The sequence below is a fragment of the Paenibacillus sp. Paensp111 genome (genome assembly GCF_059492195.1).
Window position 1 is genome coordinate 4,310,716 of sequence record NZ_CP168527.1, and the last position, 18,626, is coordinate 4,329,341.

Annotated in this window: 19 protein-coding genes; 5 read left to right on the plus strand and 14 right to left on the minus strand. The window is 48.7% G+C overall.

What is annotated here, in order from left to right:
* Positions 1-83 precede the first annotated feature (83 nt).
* From ACEN86_RS20325 to ACEN86_RS20335, 3 genes are all read right to left on the minus strand, one after another.
* Positions 84-989 (minus strand): alpha/beta hydrolase family protein, encoded by a 906-nt coding sequence (locus tag ACEN86_RS20325; protein WP_495632290.1) that lies wholly within the window; start codon positions 987-989, stop codon positions 84-86.
* 20 nt (positions 990-1,009) lie between these two features.
* Positions 1,010-1,882 (minus strand): AraC family transcriptional regulator, encoded by an 873-nt coding sequence (locus ACEN86_RS20330; protein WP_495632291.1) that lies wholly within the window; start codon positions 1,880-1,882, stop codon positions 1,010-1,012.
* Positions 1,883-2,216: 334 nt separating this feature from the next.
* Entirely contained in the window at positions 2,217-2,660 is a 444-nt protein-coding gene (locus tag ACEN86_RS20335; RefSeq protein ID WP_495632292.1) for a cell wall hydrolase, read from the minus strand.
* Between the two features lie 232 nt (positions 2,661-2,892).
* Between ACEN86_RS20335 and ACEN86_RS20340 the strand changes: the two genes are divergently transcribed.
* Positions 2,893-3,465, plus strand: a complete 573-nt coding sequence (locus tag ACEN86_RS20340) for a hypothetical protein (RefSeq protein WP_495632293.1) — start codon at positions 2,893-2,895, stop codon at positions 3,463-3,465.
* A 112-nt stretch (positions 3,466-3,577) separates the two neighbouring features.
* On the opposite strand, the gene ACEN86_RS20345 is transcribed toward ACEN86_RS20340, so the two are convergent.
* The gene (locus tag ACEN86_RS20345; protein WP_495632294.1) at positions 3,578-3,880 is read right to left on the minus strand and encodes an EthD family reductase; all 303 of its coding nucleotides are present in this window, start codon (positions 3,878-3,880) and stop codon (positions 3,578-3,580) included.
* A gap of 191 nt (positions 3,881-4,071) precedes the next feature.
* Positions 4,072-5,010, minus strand: coding sequence for a VanZ family protein (locus tag ACEN86_RS20350; protein WP_495632295.1), 939 nt, complete (start codon positions 5,008-5,010; stop codon positions 4,072-4,074).
* Between the two features lie 212 nt (positions 5,011-5,222).
* On the opposite strand from ACEN86_RS20350, the gene ACEN86_RS20355 reads away from it, so the two are divergent.
* On the plus strand, positions 5,223-5,615 hold the full coding sequence (locus ACEN86_RS20355; protein ID WP_495632296.1) for a nuclear transport factor 2 family protein: 393 nt from the start codon (positions 5,223-5,225) through the stop codon (positions 5,613-5,615).
* A 38-nt stretch (positions 5,616-5,653) separates the two neighbouring features.
* Positions 5,654-6,529: an NAD(P)H-binding protein gene (locus ACEN86_RS20360; RefSeq protein ID WP_495632297.1), complete on the plus strand. Its 876-nt coding sequence runs from the start codon at positions 5,654-5,656 to the stop codon at positions 6,527-6,529.
* Positions 6,530-6,611: 82 nt separating this feature from the next.
* Here the strand turns inward: ACEN86_RS20360 and ACEN86_RS20365 are convergent, their stop codons facing one another.
* Both ACEN86_RS20365 and ACEN86_RS20370 read right to left on the minus strand, forming a co-directional pair.
* Positions 6,612-7,232, minus strand: coding sequence for a TetR/AcrR family transcriptional regulator (locus ACEN86_RS20365; RefSeq protein WP_495632298.1), 621 nt, complete (start codon positions 7,230-7,232; stop codon positions 6,612-6,614).
* A 463-nt stretch (positions 7,233-7,695) separates the two neighbouring features.
* Positions 7,696-8,649 (minus strand): helix-turn-helix transcriptional regulator, encoded by a 954-nt coding sequence (locus tag ACEN86_RS20370; protein WP_495632299.1) that lies wholly within the window; start codon positions 8,647-8,649, stop codon positions 7,696-7,698.
* A 127-nt stretch (positions 8,650-8,776) separates the two neighbouring features.
* Here ACEN86_RS20370 and ACEN86_RS20375 point away from each other — a divergent pair, with 127 nt between their 5' ends.
* Positions 8,777-9,508: an alpha/beta fold hydrolase gene (locus ACEN86_RS20375; protein ID WP_495632300.1), complete on the plus strand. Its 732-nt coding sequence runs from the start codon at positions 8,777-8,779 to the stop codon at positions 9,506-9,508.
* 7 nt (positions 9,509-9,515) lie between these two features.
* On the opposite strand, the gene ACEN86_RS20380 is transcribed toward ACEN86_RS20375, so the two are convergent.
* From ACEN86_RS20380 to ACEN86_RS20390, 3 genes are all read right to left on the minus strand, one after another.
* Positions 9,516-9,920 carry a VOC family protein gene (locus ACEN86_RS20380; protein WP_495632301.1) on the minus strand — a complete coding sequence of 135 codons (405 nt, stop codon included), beginning with the start codon at positions 9,918-9,920 and terminating at the stop codon, positions 9,516-9,518.
* A 131-nt stretch (positions 9,921-10,051) separates the two neighbouring features.
* Positions 10,052-11,518 carry an MFS transporter gene (locus tag ACEN86_RS20385; protein WP_495632302.1) on the minus strand — a complete coding sequence of 489 codons (1,467 nt, stop codon included), beginning with the start codon at positions 11,516-11,518 and terminating at the stop codon, positions 10,052-10,054.
* Between the two features lie 175 nt (positions 11,519-11,693).
* Positions 11,694-12,179, minus strand: coding sequence for a MarR family transcriptional regulator (locus tag ACEN86_RS20390; protein ID WP_495632303.1), 486 nt, complete (start codon positions 12,177-12,179; stop codon positions 11,694-11,696).
* 207 nt (positions 12,180-12,386) lie between these two features.
* Between ACEN86_RS20390 and ACEN86_RS20395 the strand changes: the two genes are divergently transcribed.
* On the plus strand, positions 12,387-12,809 hold the full coding sequence (locus ACEN86_RS20395) for a tetratricopeptide repeat protein (protein ID WP_495632304.1): 423 nt from the start codon (positions 12,387-12,389) through the stop codon (positions 12,807-12,809).
* A 57-nt stretch (positions 12,810-12,866) separates the two neighbouring features.
* Here ACEN86_RS20395 and ACEN86_RS20400 read toward each other — a convergent pair whose 3' ends face one another.
* From ACEN86_RS20400 to ACEN86_RS20415, 4 genes are all read right to left on the minus strand, one after another.
* Positions 12,867-13,223 (minus strand): DUF4260 domain-containing protein, encoded by a 357-nt coding sequence (locus tag ACEN86_RS20400; RefSeq protein WP_495632305.1) that lies wholly within the window; start codon positions 13,221-13,223, stop codon positions 12,867-12,869.
* 8 nt (positions 13,224-13,231) lie between these two features.
* Positions 13,232-13,645, minus strand: a complete 414-nt coding sequence (locus ACEN86_RS20405; RefSeq protein WP_495632306.1) for a MerR family transcriptional regulator — start codon at positions 13,643-13,645, stop codon at positions 13,232-13,234.
* A 227-nt stretch (positions 13,646-13,872) separates the two neighbouring features.
* Positions 13,873-16,956: an S-layer homology domain-containing protein gene (locus ACEN86_RS20410; protein ID WP_495632307.1), complete on the minus strand. Its 3,084-nt coding sequence runs from the start codon at positions 16,954-16,956 to the stop codon at positions 13,873-13,875.
* Between the two features lie 188 nt (positions 16,957-17,144).
* Entirely contained in the window at positions 17,145-18,608 is a 1,464-nt protein-coding gene (locus ACEN86_RS20415) for an MFS transporter (protein WP_495632308.1), read from the minus strand.
* Positions 18,609-18,626: the final 18 nt, after the last annotated feature.

The following is an 18,626-nucleotide window of genomic DNA, read 5'->3' on the forward strand; positions in this document are numbered from 1 at the left end:
TCTGTTTTTATATTAATACGACATCGTATTAATGTCAATGGAGCTGGGGGGAACCCTTGTAAATTAGAGCTTTACCCGCCGCTTTACCCGTGGTGATGGGTAAGTAGAAAGTCCAGTACCTCCGCGTTAAGCATTTCGTGGAAGTGTTCACGATTGAAGCCGGGAGGGTCTTGAGAAGGAAGAAATGAAGGGGTCCTCATCGGTTCGGGAAAAGGGGCAAGAAAGGAGAAATGCCCGGCATTCTCGACCGTCCTATATATAATCCTCTCCTGGTCCGGAACACCTCCCAATATAATCTGTGCGTGAAATGGAGGCGTATAGGGATCTTTCTCTGCATCCAGCATCAGAATGGGAATATTAACTGCATTCAAAGAACCTTTCTCCCGATACCAGACAGACGCCGGGGCCAGCAGAACCAGGGACCCGATTCGGGGGTCCGGTATAACCTCGATAAGCTTCGGTAACCCGTCCGGGTCCTCATGTGGAAATGATGTGGGTACGCCGCCCGCTGCGGCCAGTGCTGTGTACCCTCCCAGGGAGTGTCCGATTAGAGAAACCGCATCCGGTTCTACTCTTCTCTTAAATCTCTCGTTCTCAAGAAACCAATCGACGACCATCCGAAGATGTCTGGGTCTGTTGGTGAGGTTCTGTACGGTATTCTCTAAGCTGTTATTGTTACGGTTATTGCAGGGATGCTCAGGCAAACCGACGATAAATCCATTACGCGCCAAGTGCCGGGCCAGCGTCCGATAGTTCAGCGGTGAACCGCCGGTACCGTGAGAGATTAAGACCAGAGGATGCTTTCCTTCCAAGGGATCCGCGTTCCTGGCCAGTTTCAGCGGGTAAGGTCCCAATCGACCTGCTTGTTCTGGTGTAGCCGCCGGATACATCACGATCATGGGAAATGTAATTCCCAAAGAGCTGTCCTCCATCTCCACTTCACTGCATCCTGCATAGGCGTGCATCTTATTTTCCATGTTCACATTCATTTAGAGTTCATTCACTCCTCTTAAGACACCGGGTTAATGGGGATATAAATATCAAACTCCGAATCTTCATTCGTTGGACCCAGGTATCTGTGATCATATCGTGCAAGCTCCGGTGCGTTCATGCGCATTCTTCCCGATCTGGGCAGCCAAGTGTTATAAATATACTGAAATGTATCCGGCAGCCTATCCAATGACCCCCTATGGGAGAATACGGCGTAGGTGGTTGACGGGAGTGTTCTATAGACCATCCCCTCAGGAATTTGGCCCTCATGGGTGACCATGGCACAGGCAGTATAGGAGACTTCCCACTGAACTCCCGTAAGCTCAATTAATGCGTAGTAAGTGGATTCGGCTTCTCGCCTATTCTCAATTTCAGCAGCACGCTCCTTGAAACTGCTCCACAGCCTGCCGACTTCACTGGAATTAACGCCCCGTGTCTGCATTCCTACCAGATGAAGCTTGTCCGTGGTGATGAACATGGGCTCAAGAGTCATTCCAAAGTGCAAATGCTTCAGCCCGGCTTCGTCCAAGGCCTTCATCTCCATCGCCCGGAACAACGTGTCCTTCATGTCCTTCTGCTTGCGGAACTGTCCGGGCGTGATGGAGAACATCTGCCTGAAGGAACGGGTGAAGGCTTCCTGAGATTCAAACTGATATTTGATAGCGATCTCTACGATTCTGAGGTCCGTGTGGAACAGATCGTACGCCGCATGGGTCAGTCTACGCCTTCTTATGTACTCTGAGACGGAGCTTCGGGTGACGGATTGGAATATCCGGTGAAAATGATAGAGCGAGTATCCCGCCAATACCGCAATCTCCTCGGCTGTGATCTCACAGGACAAATGGTCCTCGATATAGGCAATCGCTTTGGTTACCGATTCAATGTACTTCATTTAACGCCTCCATGGAGATATTCCAACTGTACTTCAACCGGGGCTTTCAGTTTTGATAATTCTTGCGGAATTACGTAAGGAGAACCTCTGTTATGTATGAACTAGTAGACTTAATTACTTTGCTAAATCGTGATACTTGAAGCTGAACAAGCTGTTTTGCACAAAGCCGAGGTAACTTAATGATACAGCTCTGCGCACAAGCTATAGCGACAAGTCGTAGACCATCCCGCAAAGGATGGTCTGGTCATTGTCATTGGCCTCCATAAATTTAACTATCGGCTTCTGTTGAACGGGAACTGAATGATGCTACTTGTGCAGCAATCCCCTTGCCAGATTAAAACGTACTATATACATTTTCACATTCTTCCGCGGTAGGTTCATAGAAACAGTGCTTCTTCCATCGTCCTGCGAGCGGCTGATTATACCAAGTATCCGGGCAGGGTCCCGGATTTTCGAATGACCCTGGGCGGAAATACCACAGGGCGAATTTGGCTGGCCAATTCCGCTCCCCATTCACAGCTCGCCTCGCCAGACGGCGCTCCCGATCTCTTGCTTTTTGATAGTACAAGTCGTGTTGCAGTGCTTCGAACGCATGCGCCTGGTTGATCATTTGGGGAATGGTCCGGATTCCTTTAAAATCGGAGCAATTCGCTCTTATTCGGTTAATGCCGACATTGCCCACTAGGAGCATGCCTTGTTCGCCTTCGGTCTCAGCTTCAGCTCGAAGCAACCTTGCCAACATATCAATATCCTGATTCCTGGCTTTTACTACTGCCATTTACTCACCTCTTTCGATTTTTGACTAATCATATTAAAGATGAGGCGGTTGTATTACTCTGGATTAAAAGAAAATCATCATCCATTTGCTAAATCCCCTCTACAATCCGCGTGACTTAAGCGATGGGCTTAGAGGGATTGAGTGGATCAAGGAATCGCCCGATCAAACCCTCAAACGCAACATATCTTGTATGTGGGAGGTATGCCGAAAAGCGAAGGAGGGAGAAACAGTGATGAAAAAATCGAACCCCAACCGATTTGTATCCGCCCGCGTTCTGCGTGATGTTGCCAAGGCCATGCTGCCCTTCTATCAGGCCATCGCACTCAACAAGGCGTACGCCACCCGCTGGGGCAAGGCGGTCGTAACGAGCAACGTCACGGAGCTGCAGCGGCTGTTCCGGCTGGCATCGCCTTTTGCCAAAAAGCCGCTGACCGGGTCCTTCAAGAGCGGGTATAACGTGTTCTTTGAATTCAAGGGCCCCATCGATATTTATGGCAGCGAGACCCTGCTTCCGCCGGGCACACTTAAGCTCATCCGCAGGGAGACGATGGCACATCAAGCGATCGCGAGAGCGGTGGTGCCTTTGTACAGAGCATTGGCATTCAATACCGCGTTCACCCAAGTATTAGCCAAGGCGATCCGCCGCGGTGATACTCAAGCCGTTACGTTCCTGATACGCGGAGTTGTGACAACTCCACAGCTTCGTTCGGTAAAAATCCAGGGATCCGGTGTGGCGCTCGCCTTTAAGTTCAGCTTCAGTCCGGACACCTACGAACATTTGCTGTACCATCCCGTGTTCGAATGAACATGGATCGAACGTTCAATAATGATGAAAAGGCAATGGACTCTTGTTCCATTGCCTTTCTGCGTAGACCGGGTGTGCTGGGGTATACAAACACTTTATTATGAGGCGGAGTTCAAACCTCTAACTGCTCCTCGGTAAAGACACGGGGAGCACCGCCGTAGAAATTGGCGATATCCTGCTGAAGCTCCGGAATTCGGGGATCTGCAAGAAACTGTTCCATCACTGCCGCAGAACTGAAATAGAATGAAATCGTCAGTTGAAAAGGCCCCTCGCCTGGGGTGATGTCTTTACGCAGCTCGGCCCGTGAGCCCTCAAATGAGGCCAAGACCGCCTTGACTTTGGGGATGTGCTGGGACATGTAATACTCTGAATCGAGTGAATCCCCATATGGATAGGCAAATGACAACACAATCATAATTCTACTCTCCTTTTCATGAATAGGATAAAGATGACTTAGAGGTCCCCGTTACCGGTTCAAACCTCCTCCAATAATAGGGTACTGACCCCTACAATGGTATTTAATCCATATTCATCTTACACCTTAAAGCTCACTTTAAGGCAAGCATTATTTCCAGATTATTGCCACCCTATTACACCAGGCAAATTTCACCTATGCCAAGGGTATCTCATCTCCCTGATTCCAACATCCCATATCCTCTCATTTCCCTCCAGCGTGATCGTAAGCTCTTTGGCCCCTTGAAGATAAATGGAAGACATCCCCGGTTCATGGCTTGGATCTTCTGCGGAGGTAGACAGATATTCCTGGCCATCGGCAGAGATGCGCAGACGTCCATCAGCATCCTCTTGATCAGGAATTCCATAATTCAAGTAGAGATAAAGCTCTTTACTGTCTAACGTATACGTGTACGTCACCGTACTTTTGCCTTCTGTGCTATACACATTATACTGGGGCTCTACGTTTTGCCCCCCAATGTGGAAGCTGCCCCGCTTTGTTCCCTTTGATGGACTTGCACTGCTGTTCTTCAGCTCGTTCAACGCTACGAAGGGACCTGGTTCTTTCGTGAGCGCTTTGTCGACAATTCCGAAGACCCCCCAGATGCCAATGATCAGCACAACCGCGGAAATCCCCGTAACAGCAAGGTTCCTCCAGACCTTATCTGTACGAAAACCGATTCTATACGCCCCGAATCCAACCGCCGCGCCGGTCGAGTTCTGAATAACGTCATTGATATCAAAGCTGCCGAGCAAAGTGAGGGCCTGAACCGTTTCCAGCACAAGGATCGACAGGATGAATAGGAGCATGAACCGAAGAAAGCTGGTCCGATACTGCAGCGGAATCAAGATCCCAAAAGGGATGAAGGCTGCGATGTTTCCAAAACTCACAGCATCCATGAGCGTTGGATGTAGAAGTTCCGATAGACCGGGGAGCCTAAAGAAACCATCCGGTAGGAACATAAAGGTATAACCTATCCCTTGATCTAAGTTATCTGCTCTGCCGAAGGCAAGAAATATAAAATAAAGAATCACAACCATATAGGACAGAGTTATGGCAAGAATAAGTTTACGCTGCCTTGTATTCATCATCTTCTCCTTTATCGGGTAGAGTCACTTATTACCATGTTACAAAAAGACCCAAAAAAGAGCCACTATCTATGAAAGATGCCATACACGGATATTTTTTTGACCAATCAGTCAAAATATATTTGACCGTTCGGTCTGGAAAGTGATATAGTAAATCTAGATCTTCCACCTTTTGGATAAGACACCCATTCCCACAAGAAAGCGAGGCAATGGCAATGAGTACTTTGTCTAAAGAGCAAGCTGAACGGCTCATCCAACTTTTCGCAGACCGGTATATTTCTAAGGATTTTGCTGCATTCCTCGATTTGTTTGCCGACGATGTGGTCTTCGAATTTCCTTATGCCCAAGAACCCAACCCTACACGTCTGGACGGGAAGACGGCGCTACAGCAGTATCTGGAGAAGCTTGGGGAGGTGCTCGAAATAACTTCATTCACCACACCGGTCATTCATTTAGCAGCCGATGCCCCCGTGTTCTTCGCTCAGTTCGAAGCGAATGGCAACAACCGGGCCACAGGCCGATCTTACAAGCAAAGCTATATATCTGTAATTGAGGTTCAAGAGGGCAGGATTGTCCGCTATCAGGACTACTGGAATCCACTCGCTTGATACAGAACATAAATAAAAACTAAAGGGGAGATCATCGTATGCCTAATGAATCATCCACTCGTATTCTACTAACCGGAGGACAGGGCAAGACTTCCTCCCGTATTGCACAGCTGCTGCAGAGTCAGGATTATCTAGTTCGAAGAGCCGGACGTAGTGTATCTAAACTCGGAGATGAACAAGTCGGAGAACACGTCCCCTTCGACTGGTTCGATGACTCTAACCATGATGACCTCCTGCGGGACGTTCATGCCGTATATCTTGTTGCCCCTGCGAGTATGCATCCTGAAGAAGTCATGATTCCTTTTATCCGCAGAGCACTGAACGCTTCTGTTCGGCGCTTCGTCCTGTTATCCAGTGCCTCAATACCCGAGGATGGCCCCGTCTTCGGCCCTGTTCACCGTTACCTGCGTGAGCATGCCCCGGAGTGGGCCGTACTGCGCCCTTCCTATTTCATGCAGAACTTTACGGACCCCAGACACGGGCATGGACATTCCCTGCGCCATAGCGGGAACATCTATACCGCTGCCGGTGACGGCAGGATTGGCTTCGTTGACGCCGATGATATTGCAGCTGTCGGCTTTCATGCCCTGACCGACCAAGAGCCCCCAAACCGGGAGTTTATCATTACCGGACCAGAATCTCTTACTTATGACGATGTGGCAGGGGTGATCCGCAGCGTTACCGGCCTGAACGCCACGCATATCCGTATCACACCCGAGCAGCTCACGGAGAGGCATAAGGCCGCCGGCCTGCCGGAGAGCTTTGCCGAATATCTGGCTGGGATGGATGTCCGTATTCACCTCGAAGGAATGGAGGACCAGGTAACGGACACGGTACTTCGTGTCACTGGACGAGAACCGCGTTCATTGGAGCAATTCATTTTGGAGCATAAGACCTCATTTCCATCTAATTAAAGAGTACCGCCGAGCGAGATAAAAGGCTCTCCTGTCATCACCATTTAAGATGACTCTAGGAGAGCCTTTTAAGAGTTTACATTTAGATGAGGTCGGCCGCGTTGCCGCCTTGCCCTTGAATCGTCTTGAAGATTGACATGACCATCTGCATAATCCCGAACAGCCTCGGCTCATCCATTCCCAGCTTGGCTGACGTGATCAGGGCGATCCGCTCATGCACCAGGAACCGGGCCAGGTCACGGATATTCACCTCCGGGCCTATTTCCCCTTCTTCTGCCGCGCGTTTCAGCATGTTGTAAAAAAACTGCTCCGACAGTTCGGTATTCGCCTGTAGATAAGCCGCCAACTCTTTATGATGAGGCGCCTGCTCAATAGCGCTGCTAATAATGAAGCACTGTAGGCGCAGCTCGGGGTCCATTAGGACATGAATGATGGTGGTGAATACTTGTTCCACCTTGTCAACAACTGTCCCCGGTCCACTGCAATGCTTCTCCAGCTCCTGATTCTTCTGTTCCATATAATGCTTAACTGCTGCGAAGAACAAGTCCCATTTCGTTCCGTACGTATCATATATACTCTGTCGGGCAATGCCCAACCCAGTGATTAAATCCGGCAGTGAAGTGCCTTCGTAGCCACGGTTCCCGAAGACATTCATAGCTTTATGCAGAATTTCATTCGTATCAAAGGCCTTCGTTCTTGCCACGTTATCTAAGCCCCCTTCTCCAGCTATCTCTACAAGCAATTATATTTTAGTAATCGTTCCGACACGAATATCTTGTGCTGTAAAATCTTTAGCCGTTCATCCTTGAAAAGTAAATTTTAAAGACCCTTGACTTCGTGTAACACGAAGGTTCTAAGCTGATTGTAATGCAAATTGGCTATAAACGGAATCCCTGCCCTGCAGGGCCGATCCGCCAGGATTCGCAGCCGTTTGCCTCTACACATTTGGGCGATAGGAGGAATTTACATGCACACCGTAACATTGAATAATGGGATAACAACGCCGATCATCGGCAGCTAGAAATTCGATTTGTAAACCACGGCGGAGCCGTGAACTCATCATGTGTTGATTCTCATTATGTGGGTAAGGATAGGGCGGTCTAATGTGACCCCTGTCCTTCTTTACTTTAAATAGCAATCGATGGCCCCTGTGCCTTTCTAGTGTGCTAATGAAGCTCCGATTGATATAGCAATCGCATAGACTCGATTTTTTGCTTCATGTACGCAACTCCCTCCGGAGGTCCTACTAATCTTGCTTCTTCCCCCAATTTCCAGATCAAGTCCACATAGTAACCCAAATCCTCTGCCGCTATTTTAATGGCTGCCATTCCGCTGCCATCTTCATAGCGCTCTATGAATGGAGCCAGGTTAGGGTCCGATTCCATCAGCCACACCCCTTTATTCGTCATCTCCAGTTGAAGAAGCGTCTGTTTCAAATGGCCCTTATTGGGCCTATCCAACAAAGTCTTCCGGCTTATATCTTCTCGGCATGGAATCGTTCCGTTTAGCGCAGCGGATAGGATCCGATCGGCCCTGAACTGCCGGATATCTCCTCTACTGAAGCAATACGCGGGACAATACCAATAGCCCGAGTTGGCATACAGGCCGATGGGCTGAATATTTCGCTCCGATACTCTGCTACCGGATTTGTAGTTAATGGTGACTACACTGCTAATCATCACAGCCTGCAGCAGGGTCTGCAGAGTCTCCGCAGACATCGGTCGATGGGGGGTCCAGAACATGATTCTGTTCTTCAGCCGGTCAATGTGCTCCCTAATATCGGCAGGCAGGTAATGATAAAACTTATGAAGAGCGGAATCAGCCCCCTCTCCAAAAGGCAAAGAGCCGAAGTAATCCAACATCTGGCACGCGAAAAACATAGAAAGGGCTTCTCCCTCGGTAAAGCTGATTGGCGGCAAAAGTCTCTCTTGAAGAAGCCTATATCCCCCTCCTCTTCCTTGAATGGAATACACAGGGACGCCGAGTTCGCTGAGCTCTTGCAGATCTCTCGTAATCGTCCGAGTGGACAGGCCGAATTCTTCTGCCAGCTCTCTGACGGTAAAGGACTGTTTGGCATTGATCCTCATAATTAATTGGATGAGACGCTGTGACTTTTGCAATGCCCCACCTCATTTCTAACGTTTTCTTTCATTTTATCGTATAAATAAGACATAAGTTGTCTTGTTTAAATGATAGCATGATCCCGTAAGCAATCTAAAGCGACAACCAACGGGGGGCGTGATCCATATGCATAGGAATCTGCAAGACAAGACCGGCTTAGTGTTCATCTATGGAGCAGGTTTGGAGAGCCAAATTTGGAGTAGAGTTATAGAGGGACTTGATCGTCCTTGTTTAGCTCTCGAATTTCCTCTGAGGAAAGGCTCAGTTGATTCAAGAAGCCGGCTTTCTTTGGGAGATTATGTGGCCCATATGAAGAACCAGGTGGAAGAATGGGGGGTTCAAAGATTTGTCATTGTAGCGCATTCAATTGGGGGCGTCCTTGCACTTAGACTTGCATCCGAATTGACGGATCGCTTGGTCGGCATGGTCGCTATAAGCGCAGCAATTCCGAAGAAAGGCGGTTCATATTTATCCATAATGCCGTTACCCAATAGAATTCTAATGTCTGCTGTCCTACGAGCAATGGGTACGAAGCCACCAGAGTCCGCCATCCGCGCGGGTTTATGCAACGACCTCTCATCCGATCAGACTGCGGAGATTGTCAGAGGATTTACTCCCGAGGCCATACGTCTGTATACGGATCGAATCAACGTGTCCATTCCGGATGTGCCTAAGATGTATGTGAAGCTAACCAAGGATAAAGCAATTAGTCTGTCCTTACAAAATAAAATGATCTCAAACCTCTCCCCGCAATCAGTGAGAAGTCTGGAGACCGGACATTTACCGATGGTTAGCAATCCGGAAGGTTTGAGATCAATACTGGAAGATTTCTTAACAGATACGGAAGGGCTGGGCTAATTGCCCGTCAATGTCTCCCTCTAAACCGCTGAATCGCATCCTCGGTCACCGGCTGGAAGAGGTTAATCAGGTTGCCGTCGGGATCGCGGAACAGTATAGAACGGTTCCCCCACGGCATCGTGGTCGGTTCCATTACCCATTCTTCGACAAATGGCTTCAAGCGTACATATTCGGCTTCTACATCGTCCACGAGGAACTCAATAATGACAGACCGATTATGTGCCCCCACTGCTGAACCTGGGCCGAATAGCTGCGTCGTCTGGGAGCTGCCGATGGCAAGCGTGCATGAGGACACAACGAGTTCGGCAAATACCGGCGCGGGGCGCTCCGCCGAAACCCCCAAGACTTTCTCATAGAACCGGACGAGACGATCCACGTCGTCAGTAATAATGCGTATCGAAGCGAAATTCACAATTTATCATCCTTCCTAATATCTAACTCCTTTGCATGTACATGTCCAATTATAAAAAAACACTGCTGACAACGTTATGTCAGCAGTGTTTTAAAATTCATTTGGCTATCGGCTCTTCACTATCTTATTCGTTAGCCTTCAGGACCAGATGTGCTTTCCTGGGCATCCACTCTACCTCGTGAACGGGCCATTGCCCAGACCACGAGCACGGCTGATACCACGGTGAGTGACAGGCCCGCAGTCGTTACCGCCTCCCGGAACTGCGTGGCCTGCTGAGTACTCCAGTTCGCCTTGGCGATGTCGCCGTTAAATAGCACGGCCAGGACGGTCCCAACGACGGAAATACCGACAGCGGTGGTGATCTGGGAGGACGTGTCGATGAGTGCCGCCCCGATCGAGGTTCGATTCTTCGGCAGACCACGGAACACGTTAACTGCTGCGACAACACCGACCACACGCATTCCTGCAGCTACAATAACGAGTGAAATCGCAACCCACATATAACCCAAATTACTCAGCAAGCTGTAGATGGCGAGCCCGGACACAACAGCCCCTGTACCAAGCCAGGCAGCTCGATCGAGACCAACCTTTTGTACGAATGGGTTGATGAACGGGCCAGCAGCGACAAGGACAATGACCTGCGGCAGCATCCCGATGGCGGCAAGCCCCGGAGACCACCCCCAGTCAAGCTGCAGCTGCAAGGTCACCATGTAGCCAATTCCAGAGATTGCAAGCCCGGAGGCGGCTTTGTACGCTAGTCCGCTTGAGACAAGTGGACGTGCGACGATTTTGAGATCGAGGAGCGGATAGCGCGCTAATCTCTCGCGGATGAAGAAGAGGATCGCGCCTGCAACAGCTGCAGCGATAGCCGCCCATGAAATCCACGATGCGGCGCCCTTGTTCACGAATAGAGTCGGCGCTACAAGCCCAAGCACGATCGTCACTGTACTCAGTACCGCACCGGGAAAGTCTACCGGATCGCGGTGAAGTTCTTCCGCGTTATCCTCAGCGATGCCGAATCGCACACCAAGAATCGCGAGCACGGAGATCGGCACGTTCACCAGCAGCAAGGCCTGCCACGGTGCGATCGCGAGCACGAAGCCCCCCACTGTCGGACCTATCGCAAGGCCCACCAATCCAACAGTCGAAATGAGGGTCGTTGCACGGACACGCAGGCTGTCCTCCTCAAACAAACGAAAAGCCAGAGCCATCGATCCTGGAGTCGTCATGGCCGCCGCGACCCCCATGGCTACCCGGACGGCGATTAACTCCCCGGAGGTGGATACCAATGCGGTCGCCAAGCTTGCAATTCCGAGCAGTACTAGCCCGGCGAGCATGATTCGCCGCCGTCCGAATCGGTCGGCTATTGCGCCGAACAAGAGCATCAACCCGCCGAAGACAGCGGCATACGCATTCGTAACCCACTGCAACGCCAACGTTGAAGCGTGCAAATCTTGTCCGATCGTGGGGAGCGCAACATTCAGGATGGAGTTGTCTAGCATCTCGAACAAAAACACCGCCGAGAGTCCAGCCAATGCTACCCAAGCCTCCCTGAGCGATCGGGGAGAGCTATTAGATTGAACCGCCGCATTACTCACGAGATCTCCTCCTTTGTGATTATCATCAAGTTGTTACACTTCAATTTTGTTTCCTCGTCAACAATAATCATCTTATTCCCGTATTCCTTCCTTGTCAACAAAAAAGACAACGACAAAAAGGCAGCCCCTTCCTTAGAATTGGGCTGCCTCTAGCTTGAGTGCTTTACATTCAAACTTATTCTGACTTCGTGTCCGTTCCCTGTTTCTTTATTTCTGCATCCAGATGCTTGCTGTACTTTTCCAGGAAACTCAGCATGCTGTCAAATTGCTGCTCTGTGATCTGCTCAAATACGCCTTGATCCCGCTCCCGAAACTCTTTGTGCAGGTCCTTGTGGATTTTATAAATGATTCTCCCTTGCTCAGTAAGCTTGAAATAGATTTCTTTCTTATTCTCTGACTTCTGGTAGCTTTCAATAAGACCTTTTTTTATAAGTTTTTTGGTCATTTTGCTTATAGCGCCCGTAGTCAAATAAAGGCATTCCGCGAGTTTAGTCACATTTGGATCCGTATGGTTCTCTATACATTCGATGCAATGTACTTCAGTAGAAGTTTGGCCCTTGAGGCTCTCCTCCATCTTACCCTTATTGAGCCAGACCATCCTGTTATATACTTCTCTGAAGCCCATGATGACCTGCTCTATTTTCTGTTCTTTTATGTTCATGGCGTATCCTCCGAACCGTTAGTGTATTAACGGCATATAACGCAATATCTGTGGACAAGCGTCCTCTAGACTATTCTACCTATTCCATGGAGAATATGCCAACACACCAAGCTATCCTAGAGCGGGCTTTCAATCTATGAACAGACTTGAAAGTCTGGTAAACTTTTCATATGAGGTATCCAATCGATTAGAACAGGAGGGATCGCGTTGCAGCTCTCAGATTCCACTTATTCCGCAATTACGACTCTATGTGAACAAGGCGATGATTTAGTGAAGACAGGCGACCTTGATGCCGCCAAGCAGAATTATATAGCCGCCCTCCGTTTATTGCCTGACAATCATCAAGAATGGGAGGCCGCTACCTGGATCTATGTTGCTATTGGGGATGTCCACTATTCTTTGAAGAATTACGATAAAGCCTTCAAGTGCTTTTCTAATGCCGTACAGTGTCCGAAGGGGCTGGGTAATCCGTATATTCATCTGCGGCTGGGGCAGTTATATTACGAACAGGGTAACTTTGAAAAGGCAGCTGACGAGTTAACTCGGGCTTACATGGGCGCCGGCATCCAGATTTTTATGGAAGACGACCCCAAGTATCTTGAGTTCTTGGAGACAAACATAGAGATTTGAGCATTTAGGTTACGTAGGCAGCTAAGTTCAGAAATTTCACCGTCACTTATGAATAGATTAAAGCCGTTGTATATGTGTATTAGTAAATGAAGAATCTTGATATTTCAACCCAGCACCTATTGCTCTATCCATGCATACATGAGCGATCCAGATGATCGATCCTAATAATAGATAAACGTTTGAGAAATATAAGTAACCTAATGCAAAAAGCAGAGGGAAAATAAAGGTGTGTCCCAAATTATAAACCATCGCACCAATTTTCTTATTCAATGTGTACCCAAGCATTGTAAGATCAGGAACGAATAAAAGAACAACAAACAACCATATGGGAAAGTCCAGCTTCATGTAAATAAAAAAGGAAAGTGCAAAGGCAAGTGCATATTCAACATGAACGATTTGTTTATTCGTCATCATCTCTCTCCTTATAAATCTTTTTGAAATAAACTAAGCAATAGTTCTTCAATTTCTTCTATATTCTCTAAATACCTCACTTCACTCGCAAGTTCTTTAATGGTCTGCACGACTTTCAATGCCTGTTGATAAAACCGAATTCTTTCCTCAAGTTTCATTATTTTTTGATTCAATAATAATACGGTTGTATCCTTACATTCTGTTGATAGAGATTGATCTCGAATTATAAGTAATTGCTGAATCTCCTTTATGGTAAAACCTAATTGCTTTAATACGATGATAAGTTGTATTTGTTTTTCACATTCTTCATCAAATTCCCGATAACCATTCTCTCGTCTTACTGGATTCAATAAGCTCACTTTCTCATAATAACGAATGGTATCCGGTTGAATTTGATATTTGCTCGCAAAATCCTTGATTTTCATATCTGCCCCCTTTCCACAAAAATCATAACATTGGAGTAAAGTCCAGGGTCAACTATTTATTCGGCGGCAGGAATCTTAAAGGCCGTTCTTTACGTTCTTGTTGGCTCTTTCATGCTGAATGCCAGCATCACTACTTGCCGCTGCTTGTGCTGGCTAATCTTTCAGCGCATACCAAAAGGACCAAGCGTGACAAACACATCGCTTGATCCTTTTATGAAATAATTCAATTACTGCATCGTACTGAGCAGCGTCTTGATCTCGGGGTCAAGGTTCAGGGTGTTTAGAATGACCTGAAGCGCCTCTGCCCGAGTTGACCTGCTCTTCGGATCGAAGTGCGCCTTATCCTTCCCTTCGATAATCCCGGCTTCTGCCGCGGTTTGAATGGCATCCTTGGCATAAGAGCTGCCCACATCCGTAAAGTTGCCCTTCGAACTATCCTTTTTGGCATGATCCATATTGACCATGCGAGCAATGATCACAATGATTTCCTCACGAGAAATCGGCTTATTCGGCTGGAAGGTACCATCTCCGTAACCGCTAATTACGCCTGCTGCCGCAAATTGCTTGATTGCCTGGCTAGCCCAGTTGTTTCCAATATCCCGCAGGTCCACAGGCTTAACCTCACTTACATCGAAAATACGGGACAAAATCGTTACGAATTCTGCACGTGTAATCGATTCATTCGGCTTCACTGTTTTGTCCTCGTAGCCTTGAATGATATTCAGGCGAACGAAAGTATCAATGGTCTTCTCCGCCCAATGCCCTTTGCTATCCGTCACTACCAAAGCGGATGGATTATTCTTAGCTTCCTGTACATGAGCTTCAATCTTCCGTACAACATTGGCTGCTTCCTTGACTACCTCACTCTTGAAGATTCCCTGCTGATCTGCAGGTGCGGTCGGGGTCGGGGCCGGATCCGTGACTCCTGTATTTGGCGCCCCTTCACCAGGTGATGCTGGTGTCGAGACAACAGGACCTCCACCAGAACTACCGCCGCCTGAGGGGTTGTCGTTCCCGCTACCAGAAGAAGGGGCAGCGTCCGCTGGCCACTCCAGTACGGTTACAATAAAGTCCTTAGTTAGCTGAACCGATCCCCTCTGGATCTTGGCCGTTAGGGTTACCGCCCTGTTGCCTTGGCCAAATGCCGGGCGGCTAATCACTCCCGTGGCTGTCAGTCGTTCCGGGGTGTCGGTAAGCCAGCTCACGGTCGTTCCTAATATACCGTTAAGTGGAAGGCCAATGTTATGGGTTACCGCATTTGCCGAATCGTTCATGGCGTAGTTTAGTTCAAGAGCCTCTGCAGCCTCCGCTACAGCCTCGGCATCGCTCTGATTCAAGCGGAGAAAGCCTTCAGGTGAGGCGCTTGTTATATTCTGTATCTTTACCTGATCCAAGTGCACAAGCTGACCTTGGTTATAGGAATCGATGCTAGCCACCACACTTGGGGTTGGCAGAACGCCTGTACCTGTCTTTTGAATATAGTTAATTGAAGTCAGCTCGAGCTGCCCATTATTCGTTGCCAGGTCACCACTGACCAACACCTTATCGCCCGGATTAAATCCGGCCGTATTCTGGGAGATATACATACCACCCGTGTTGTCCTGCAAATAGAAGGATTGATCGCCAAAGATCCCTGGCTTCGTGGTCACGACCCCTTCAATACTGACTGTCGTATGCTCCGGTGTGCCTCTAACCCCGACAATCGGGCTAACCTCCGGAATATTCGGCGGTAAAGGCTGCGGCGTTGCCGTAGCACTTGCTGGCACCGTCTTAGTAATCATTGAGGTAGAGCCCGTCCGTACCCGAACATTAGCCGATGCCGGCGTTCCCTTAATTTTAACCCATACGTCTTTTTCTGCATGTCCTTTTGCATTGGCAGTTAAGGCAAAATTACCGCTGTAACCTGGCGTAATCGGATAAGTAACTCCACCGTCCATACTAATCAGCCCAAGTTGTGCGCCGCCCGATGGATTATATAGGCCAAGGTTGACATTAGTTAGGTTTGTGAAAGGTGCCAAATTATCAACGACAATCCGAATCTGAAACGCCTGTTCATTGGAAGGCAGCGGGTTCTGTGAGATAAATGAATAGGTTGGATTCGTAATTGCTGTTATTGCTCCGTAAGAGCCTGTCTTAAACGTAGTGGAATCGTACCAATTGTAGCCTGACACTGGCTGCGCCCAAGGTTCCGTTTGGGGCTCTGTCGAGCTCGCTGGATCTTCCATCGGCAGAAGCTGTGTCGGCTGATCTAACTCTAGGCCTGGATATTGGTCCAAACTTGTTATGCTTTCTTTAGTCGTTAACCAATCGATTACCTGGGTGAGATAGGTATTATCCTGTTCTTCTTTAAAGCCATCATAAGTCGCTTTGGCCCCACCATTCTCTTCGTTTAGATATTTGGCAGTCGCATCCCCAGCAGGAGAAGAGTCCCCGATAAAAGCGGCCTTGCCTGCACCCACCTTAGCGATCGCGGAGAAAGGTCCCTCGGCCATTCCCCCTCCATTATAGACACCCTGATCAACTGCGCTAGCCCACTTATTGCTGGTCAGTGGTACATAGACAAGGCCCTTGGCTTTCGTTGGATCAATAATAGCCAATGTCGAACCCGCATGCATCGCTACATTCGTGACACCCGTCGTAATGCCAAACGACTGATCCGGCGAAACCATAATATCTCCAGTTGTAATGTCCCCTAGAGCATTATAACGGAAGCGCACGCCAAAGTTCTGGGCCAGCCAATCTGAGCTTTCTACACCTTGCATCGCCGAAGATGCGGCCTCCTCCCCTGTCATTCCTTTCGCCGGACTGTCCCACGCACCGCGTCGATAACCGTTCAAAACTTCTGAAGCATCCCAGCGGTTCTTATTCCGGTCTGCATTATAATGGTCAGCCATAAAGAATATACTGCCGCCGTTCTGCACGTACTGAAGCATAGCGTCCTGCTCGGAGGTTTTATAAGGAATGTTGGCCTCGCCAATAACATAAGCATCATACTGCTCAAGATCACTAAGCGTAATTGGTGTTGCTTTGCGTAATTCTTTAACATAATATCCTTTGTTAGCCAAAGCATTGCCAAAGTCAGAGAATCCCCCATCGATGACCCCATCCGAATCACCAGCCGTCTGGCCATGGGTATTGTCGAATAATACCCTTTTACCGTTAGGAACACCTACCGGATTTAATACGGGTGCCGGGTCCACTGAACTCTCCGCAAATGCGGCTGGGACCCCAGCTGTGAAGCTGGCTGAAACAGGAAGCGCGATCGTGGTGGTAAGCAGCACACTAAGTAACCGATTCTTCAAATTAAACACTATTAACCCCCTAATTTACCCCTTAAATCTTTGTATAAAAATGCCTATTTGAATCGTAGCAAAAAAGTCGAAAATTGTCGATAATTTCCTTTGCATAGTAAATCAGCATTTAATTAGTAACAAAAAGATCGCCCCCACCTGGCCAAGAAGACAAAGTAGAGGGCGACCCCTTACTCGAAATCAGCTGACTACGAAAGAGCCCTCGTAGGCTCTGTTTTGGGATGAGGACGAAACCACGATGCTGCAAGGGCCAGTAGGGAAGTCCATAGCAATGCAATGATGACCCAGCGATAGCCGTGAAGGATGAAAGCAAAATCAACGTCCGAGATCACAGCGTTTTTTCCGGAATACAGCACGTTCTTCATATGGGCGGGTAGCGCCGCACTGACAATGGTTAAAGAAAGAGCCGTACTCATCACCTGGCCCAAGTTATAGAGCATGGACCGCAGCCCATTGGCCACCCCTCGGCTGTTCTCAGGAACGGACGACATGATCTCCATCGTATTGGGCGTAAGAAATAAGCCCGTCCCGATCCCGATGAACAGCATCCCGCATGCGGTGGCGCCGTAAGGGAAATTCCCTCCAATTACGAATAAGAGCAGCAGAAGCCCTGCTATGGATAGAAGTATTCCAAGCGAGGATAGGACCCCTAGGGCGATTCTCTTGGTTAACATGCCGGCAATGGGGGATATGATCAACATCCCTATCGTAATGGGAAGAATCCTTAGACCGGCATCCAGTGCGTTTTGTTGGAAGGCAAATTGGTAGTACAGCGCGAAAAGCAGGGCAACAGCCGTGCGAGCAAAGGAATGAAAGAAGGTAGCGATATTCGCCATACTGAACATCCAATTTTTGAAAAGGCTTAGTTCCAGCAAAGGTGAAGCCGATCGATGCTCATACCATAGAAATATAGGGGTTATGATCGCAAATACAGCAAAACCTCCAATCACTTGCTTGTCTCCCCAGCCGAGCTCTCCCCCCCTGGATAGAGCTATGATTAAACCAGCTAAAGCGATAAAGACCAGGATACCCCCATACCGATCGACTTGGGTACGAGGCTCTGTCAGCGGCCTCTCTCTTAGAACCCGAAGACCCCAGATGAGGCCAATGATTCCGAAGGGGACATTGAACCAGAATACCCACCTCCAGCCCCAAGCCGTCGTGACCAGGCCACCTGCGACGGGGCCAAGCACCTGCGCGACGGAAGCGGACAAGATATTCAGGCCTAGACCGGTGCCAAGCTTCGCTTTGGGAAAAGCATCGGTGATCAGCGGTGTTGTGTTCGTTACCACGAGAGCCCCTCCGGCAGCCTGTATGATGCGTAGAAGAATGAGTACACCTGCGCTCGGGGAATAGCCAAGAAGCAGACTGGTTACGGTAAAGACGGCCAATCCTATTAAATACATCCTTTTTCTACCGAAAATATCCGAAATTTGACCGAAGACCAAAATCAGAATGGTGTTGACCAGCATGTAGGAAAGTAAAATCCAGCTGGAGCTTGCTGCATCTGCGTGAAAATACCGGCTTATTTCCGGCAAGGCGACATTTAGCGTTCCGATATTGACCAGAACCAGAAACGCACCGAGACTGGTTACGGATAGGACATACCAGGGGTACATCCGATCATTCTGGGATCTTCCCCTTGGGATCATAGAGATCGACCTCCTGCA